Genomic DNA, 6,767 nt, shown 5'->3' on the forward strand with positions numbered 1-6,767 from the left:
GAACAGCAGCGTTTTGCGCGCACGGCGAGGACGGACGCGCATGAAAGTCGACATCGGCAACGCGCTCGCGACCGAGACTGATCCGGGTGTCAGCCGCGATACGCTGGAGCGACTCGACGAGGACGTGGCACGAGCACACGAACGCATCGCGGCAGGCCGGGCCGACGGGGAGTTCGGCTACGCTTCGCTGAACCTGCCCGAGCGGACCGACGCCGCCGAGATCGAGGCCGCCGTCGAACCGCTCTCCGACGCCGAGGCCATCCTGACGGTCGGCATCGGCGGGAGCGCACTCGGCGCGGCCACCGTCTCGGAGTCGCTTGGCGGGCTGGACACAGAGGGCGAGTCCGCCGACATCCCACCACTGTACGTGCTGGACAACGTCGATCCCGCACACGTCCACGAGATTCTGGCGGCGGTGCCCCTCGACCGCACCACAGTCAACGTCGTCTCGCGGTCGGGCACCACCGCCGAGACGCTCTCGAACTTTCTCGTCGTGCGCGAGGCAATGGAGCAGGCTGGCGTCGACTGGACCGAGCGGACCGTCGTCACCACGGGCGAGGCGGGACCGCTCCGGGAACTGGCCGACCGGCACGGGATGCCCACACTGGACGTACCGACGGGCGTCCCCGGCCGCTTTTCGGCGCTCTCGGCGGTTGGCCTGGTGCCCGCGGCGATTCAGGGCCACGACATCGAGGGGTTGCTGGCTGGGGGACAGCGGGCTGCCGACTCGCTCTCGCCGTCGCTGTTCGACTGTCCCGCCTACGCCTATGGCGCGGTGAGCTACGGCGTTGCCCAGCGCGGAGCGAGTATCAGCGCCATGATGCCCTACGCCGAGCGACTGGAGTTTTTCGCCGAGTGGTTCGCGCAGCTGTGGGCCGAGAGCCTGGGGAAGGACGGACTGGGTCAGACGCCCGCACGGGCGCTCGGCGCGACCGACCAACACTCTCAGCTCCAGCTCTACCGGGCCGGCCCGCGGGACAAACTCGTGACGATGGTTCGCCCGCGTGAACGGGCCGACCGCGAGATCCCCGAGACCGACATCGAGGGGCTGTCCTACCTCGGTGGGTCGACACTCGGCGACCTGCTCGACGCGGAGTTCGAGGCGACCGAGGCCAGCCTCGCAGCTGCCGACCGCCCCTCGGTTCGGGTCGAGATCGAGCGGCTGGACGCCGAGTGTGTCGGCGAGTTGCTGTACGCGATGGAGACAGCCTGTGTGCTGTACGGCGAGTTAGCCAGCGTCTCGACGTTCGACCAACCGGCCGTCGAGTGGGGCAAGCGAGCGGCGCGGGGCCTGCTGGGCGGCGGCGAGTTCGAGGAGGCCGAGGCGGTCGCGGACAAGACTGAACTCGTCGTCGAGTAGGAAACACAGCCTCTAAACCGCCCGCCGCCGTAGTAAAGATCAATGGCAGCAGCGGACGCAGTCGACGGTCGCGGAGCCGCGACGACGGCGGCACCGACGACGGGGTTAGTGCTGGCCGGGATCGCACTGGCGGCGAGTCTGCTCCCCTGGACCGGCGGAACACCCGTCGTCGCGGTGCCGGGCGTCGACGGGAGCGTCGTCGGTGTCGTCCTCGGCGGCGGCGCGACACTGACATTCATTCTGCGCCGACGCGGAGTCGTCGACCGACGGATTGGCGCGCCCGTCGCGGGATTTCTCTCCGGAGCACTCTTTGGATACGCGCTCTACCGACTGATGCGCCCGGCCATCGGTACCGATGCCGTGCCGGTTGTGGGGGTCGGGCTCCCTGTGGCGGCGCTGGCCGGGTTGGGGGCAGCGGTCGTCGCGGTCGCGGACTACGACGCCATCGCCGACGACGCTTTCTGGGGGCGAATCAGAGGACTCACGGTCGCACTCGCTATCGGCGGCGGGGCGTTCATCGGCCTGTTCGTCGGTCAGCTGTTCGCCCTGCCGCTGTACCCGCCCGAAACGGCGCTCGAATTCAGCGTCGCGACGACGGTCGGCTACGTCGGGTCGGTCGCTTTCGTCGCGGTGTACCTGCGCGGCCGGGGCCTGTCGCTCGACTACCTCGACGTGTCGATGCCGTCGGTCCGTAACCTGCTCGTGACGGTCGGCGGACTGTTCCTCCTGTTGCTCCTGCTCGGCGTGGTCACGGCCGTCATCCAGCAACTCGGGCTCCCGTCCTCCGACTCGCAGATTCAACAGCAGGCGGGAGAGAACCCGACCCTGGCGCTGTATTTCGTCGCGCTGTCGTTCCTCGTCATCGCGCCCGCCGAAGAGCTGGCCTACCGGAACGTCGTCCAGAAGTACCTCTACGAATGGTTCACGAAGCGGTCGGCCGTAGTGCTGGGCGCAGCGGTGTTCGCGGCCGTCCACTTCAGTCAGTACCAGGACGCCAACCCGCTGGCGACGCTGACGACCCTCGTCGTGATCTTCCTCCTGTCGTTGCTCCTCGGCTACGTCTACTACCGCACCGAGAACCTGCTCGTCCCGATTCTCATCCACGGCGCGTTCAACGCACTCCAGTTTCTCGCGGTCTACCTCCAGGCCACTGGACGGCTCCCTGCGGCCTGACCGCGGCCCGGTTCCGTGGCCGGACCGAAACGCCTCTCGTCCGACTGGACGCCGACGGTGCCAGGCGCCGAACGGGTCTATTTGAGCCTCCAGTTTCCACACACTGTGGCAGGAAACGCCACGAACAGACGTGAGGCGGTCGTCTGACGGGGTTTTTGATCGGGGAGGAACACGCATGAGGTGCCGACTCGTTTCACCGTGGTCTGTGACGACGACCTCGCGAGCGAGGTCGAGCCACTGGCCCGGGCGTACGACCTCACCGAGGAGGGAGTGCTGGCACAACTGGTCGAACTCGGGTTGGACGAAGCTCGCTGGACGCGCAGCCAGATTAAGCTGGGTTCTTCCGGGAGAGATCGCTGCCGCAGACGGGACAGCGGTCGTGATCGTCGTCGAATTCGCGGCCACAGCCGCTACACTGGAACCGCCAGTCCCGTTGCTCGGAGATCCCTTCCCGGGCGATGACCTCGACGCCCACGTCGAGTTTCTCCGAGACGTTTTGCATCGCGTAGTCGTCGGTGACGAGGCGACCGTCGAGTTCGAAGGCGGCGGCCACCAGCCGGATGTCCGTCCGGGAGAGTTCGTCGAAGTCGCCGGTCTCACGGGCGGCCCGCTCGATGCGCTCGACGGTTTCCTCCTCGGGAATGTGGAGGTGCATACCGGAGCCCTCCAGCGCGTCGAACCGATAGGCGCTCTCGTCTTCGAGCTCTTCGCGGACCATCGGAATCGACGCTTTGCGTTCCTGGGTGTGGTACTCGTTGATAAACGCCGACGAGTCGAGGATGTACATCGAAAGGCGAATTATCGGTCGACGATCATGTGGTCCTTGACGGCCTGAACGCGGGGGACCGGAACGAGCAGACGGCCGCGTTCGTCGGTCGGAAAGTCCGAGTCCCGGAGCATCTCGTCGGGTTCGACGACGAGGTGTTCCAACCGGCCCGACTTGGCATCCATCGTGATGTTGTACAGCATCCCCAGTTCCTTGCCGTCGGAACCCATGACGGCCTTCCCCGAGAGATTCTCCGCCAGTATCTCTGCCATACAGGGCGTAGTGTATTCCACTTACATAAACGCCACGGGGTGTGAGACGGGTGTCTGACGTGGCCTCGCTCCGGCCGACGCATGACGGCGGTGGAGTCGTTCGCCAGCAGGTCCGCCTGCGTCGGCGTGAGAAAGAACCGAAATGGGGAAAGTTAAATGCGCTGCGCGGTTGGTATCGCGTACGGATTCTTGAGGGTGATGTGCCAATGTCTGACTCTACAGAAGCCGACACCGACGCCGACGGGGCAGCCACGCTTCGAACCCCAATTGTCGCGGTACTCGGCCACGTCGACCACGGAAAGACCACGCTGCTCGATAAGATTCGCGGCTCCGCGGTGAGCGAAGGTGAGGCGGGTGCGATAACCCAGCATATCGGCGCGACGGCCGTCCCCCTGGAGACGATCTCGGAGATGGCCGGCGAACTCGTCGACCCCGCCGACTTCGACCTGCCCGGCCTGCTGTACATCGACACGCCCGGGCACCACTCGTTCTCGACGCTGCGCTCCCGCGGCGGCGCGCTCGCAGATATCGCGGTTCTGGTCGTCGACGTGAACGACGGCTTCCAGCCCCAGACCGAGGAGGCCGTCGACATCCTCAAACGGACCCAGACCCCCTTCGTCGTCGCCGCGAACAAGGTCGACACCGTTCCCGGCTGGAACCCCGACGATGGCGTTCCAATCCAGAGGAGCGTGGACCAGCAGTCCGAGCGAGTCCAGGGCGACCTGAACGAGCGCCTCTACGGTATCATCGGCGAACTCGCCGATCACGACTTCGCCGCCGACATGTACTGGCGGGTCCAGAACTTCCAGAACAACGTCGGCGTCGTCCCGGTCTCCGCGATGACCGGTGAGGGCGTCCCCGACCTCCTCACCGTCCTGATGGGGCTCTCCCAGCGGTACATGAAAGACGAGATGCAGATCGACGTGGAGGGGCCGGGTGCCGGCACGGTGCTCGAGGTCAAGGAAGCGCAGGGATTCGGGACGACCGTCGACGCCGTACTGTACGACGGGACCATCCGGGAAGACGACGAGATAGTCGTCGGCGGCCTCGAAGCCCCGATTACGACCGACGTGCGTGCGCTGCTCCAGCCCAAACCACTGGAGGAGATCCGCACCGAGAAAGCCTTCGGGAAAGTACCCGACGTGTCGGCCGCCGCCGGGGTGAAGATCGCCGCGCCCGACTTAGACGACGCGATGGCCGGCGCGCCGATCCGGGTAATCCGAAATCGGGACCGTGCCCGGGTCATCGCCGACGTGGAGCAGGAACTGGCCGAAATCGAGGTCACGACCGAAGGACAGGGCGTCGTCGTCAAGGCCGACACCCTCGGTAGTCTGGAAGCGATCGCCAGCACTCTCGACGAGGTCGAAATCCCAATCGTCCGTGCGGAGGTCGGCGACGTAGCGCCACGGGACGTGCGAGTCGCCGAGACCGCCGACGAGGAGAAACACGAGGCGTTGCTGGCCTTCTCCGTCGACGTGCTGGACGACGCCAGACGCCTGGCCGAACAGGAAGACGTGCGCATCTTCGAGCACGACGTGATCTACCGCCTCGTCGAGGAGTACGAGGAGTACGTCGAGGAGATGGAGCAGGCCCAACAGACCCAGGTCCTCGAGAACATCACCCGTCCCGCCCGCTTCCAGGTCCTGCAGGACCACACGTTCCGACAGAACGACCCCGCCGTCGTCGGCGTGGAAGTGCGGACCGGAACGGTCAAGCGCAACTCCAACGTCGCGAAGTTCGAGGACGGCGAGTTCGGGCGCGTCGGCCAGCTCAAATCCATTCAGGACGCCGGCGAGGACATCGACGAGGCTCGCATGGGCGACCAAGTCGCCGTCTCCATCGACGGCCCCACTGTCGGCCGCGATATCGAGGAAGGCGACGAGCTCTGGATCTACCTCCCGGAAAAGCACGCCAAGATCCTCGAACAGGAGCTGACCGACGAAATCCCCGGTGACGAACGCGAGGCGCTCAACCAGTACCTAGAGAAGCAACGCAACCGAGACCCCTTCTGGGGGAAGTAGCCCCGCGACACCGGGCGGTTACGGGAGTAATAATATTTAATTAGCGGGAGATAAACAGTGTCGGGTGGAGGCAACTATCTCGGAACACCTGTTCGGATCGGTATCGCGACCCGATCTCGTGCTGTCGGCGATTCCCGGTCCAGTGGCGCTGGCGGCGGTATTGGGTCTGTTGTTTGGCGTTCCGCTGTCACTGGCGCTGGCCGTCGGGAGCGTCCCGAGCGGTGCCGTCGTAGGGTACGCGCTGTTCTATCGGCCGCCGGTCGGCAGTGAGGGTGCGACGGACGGCTCGCACCCCCCACCAGAAAGAAGTCGGTAGCTACTGGGCCGTCGGGGAGTGGTCTGTTCCCATCGCCTGTTTCATCTGGAGTGCCGCGCTGGCCGCGAGTCCCTGGGCCAGATCTGTCTGTTCGTCGTCCCCGATCCGGAGGTCGGCGTCGTCCTCTGGCGTATAGCCGGCGCTGACGGCGGGCCCGACGGGCGGCTGGACGGCAACGGTCGCGCGCGGACCGTTGGCACCCCGGGCGAGTTCGAGTCCGACGGCGAACTCGTCCGGGAGGAGGTCACGGGTCTGGGCGGCGACGTTGGCGAGATCGCGGCGCAGGTGGCGGCGCTGGTCGGCGGTGAGGCGCGGCGCAGCACCGTCGTCGTCTGCACCCGCGAACGGAGTGTTGCCGTACATTGATATATCGATAGGTGCGACCCACCTAAAAGTCCGCCGGCTACCGCAGGAGTGACCGGCTCTGTCCGTAGGCTGCGACTACCAGTGCCGTCGTGTACTCGTCGGGGTCGGGTTCGGCCGCGACGACGATCGAATCTTCCGCGTCGAACTGCCAGTCCCGGAGGTCCCTGCCTGTCGCCAGGCCGTCCTCGACCCGCTCACGGACGACCGCCTCGCTCTCGCCGTCGGCCTCGTAGAAGATACCACGGCCGGACTCGCTGCGCGCCCAGCCGATGCCCGCCGCGCCCGCCTCGCCCGGCGGCGCGGTGTGACGACCCTGAACCACCGTCAGTCCGTCGCCGACCGCACCCAGGTCCGGGGCCTCGCCGACCGCTTCGAGTTGTGCCTCGGCCGGAATTACAGAGGAGACCGTGACGAGGTTGAAGTTGTGGACGTTGGCCTCGGCCAGGGCCGCGTCGTACGAGGCCGTGGGCGTCGGCCCCGTCGCAGTGGCCCA

At 66.5% G+C, this 6,767-nt stretch carries 8 protein-coding genes and 1 pseudogene; 5 read left to right on the plus strand and 4 right to left on the minus strand.

What is annotated here, in order from left to right; translation table 11 throughout:
• Positions 1-40: 40 nt before the first annotated feature.
• The 3 genes and pseudogenes from Q0964_RS07395 to Q0964_RS07405 all read left to right on the plus strand — a co-directional run.
• Positions 41-1,360, plus strand: coding sequence for a glucose-6-phosphate isomerase (locus Q0964_RS07395; RefSeq protein WP_299265459.1), 1,320 nt, complete (start codon positions 41-43; stop codon positions 1,358-1,360).
• Between the two features lie 42 nt (positions 1,361-1,402).
• Positions 1,403-2,533: a CPBP family intramembrane glutamic endopeptidase gene (locus Q0964_RS07400; RefSeq protein ID WP_299265462.1), complete on the plus strand. Its 1,131-nt coding sequence runs from the start codon at positions 1,403-1,405 to the stop codon at positions 2,531-2,533.
• A 180-nt stretch (positions 2,534-2,713) separates the two neighbouring features.
• A pseudogene (locus Q0964_RS07405) lies at positions 2,714-2,836 on the plus strand (CopG family transcriptional regulator); the annotation flags it as partial.
• Positions 2,837-2,861: 25 nt separating this feature from the next.
• On the opposite strand, the gene Q0964_RS07410 reads toward Q0964_RS07405, so the two are convergent.
• Together Q0964_RS07410 and Q0964_RS07415 are read right to left on the minus strand one after the other, a co-directional pair.
• A complete protein-coding gene (locus Q0964_RS07410; RefSeq protein WP_299265466.1) occupies positions 2,862-3,320 on the minus strand; it encodes an NOB1 family endonuclease in 459 nt (152 codons plus the stop codon).
• An 11-nt stretch (positions 3,321-3,331) separates the two neighbouring features.
• A complete protein-coding gene (locus Q0964_RS07415; protein WP_299265469.1) occupies positions 3,332-3,571 on the minus strand; it encodes a PRC-barrel domain-containing protein in 240 nt (79 codons plus the stop codon).
• A gap of 206 nt (positions 3,572-3,777) precedes the next feature.
• Here Q0964_RS07415 and infB point away from each other — a divergent pair, with 206 nt between their 5' ends.
• Both infB and Q0964_RS07425 read left to right on the plus strand, forming a co-directional pair.
• Positions 3,778-5,592: a translation initiation factor IF-2 gene (gene infB / locus Q0964_RS07420; protein WP_299265473.1), complete on the plus strand. Its 1,815-nt coding sequence runs from the start codon at positions 3,778-3,780 to the stop codon at positions 5,590-5,592.
• 64 nt (positions 5,593-5,656) lie between these two features.
• Positions 5,657-5,908 (plus strand): DUF8015 family protein, encoded by a 252-nt coding sequence (locus tag Q0964_RS07425; RefSeq protein WP_299265476.1) that lies wholly within the window; start codon positions 5,657-5,659, stop codon positions 5,906-5,908.
• Here Q0964_RS07425 and Q0964_RS07430 read toward each other — a convergent pair whose 3' ends face one another.
• Both Q0964_RS07430 and Q0964_RS07435 read right to left on the minus strand, forming a co-directional pair.
• Complete coding sequence (locus Q0964_RS07430; RefSeq protein ID WP_299265479.1) at positions 5,909-6,271, minus strand: DUF5811 family protein; 363 nt, start codon at positions 6,269-6,271, stop codon at positions 5,909-5,911. It lies immediately after the preceding gene.
• Positions 6,272-6,311: 40 nt separating this feature from the next.
• On the minus strand, positions 6,312-6,767 hold a 456-nt coding region (locus Q0964_RS07435), incomplete at its 5' end, for a pyruvoyl-dependent arginine decarboxylase (RefSeq protein ID WP_299265481.1).

The sequence above is a fragment of the Halorientalis sp. genome, from assembly GCF_028275115.1.
GTDB lineage: Archaea > Halobacteriota > Halobacteria > Halobacteriales > Haloarculaceae > Halorientalis.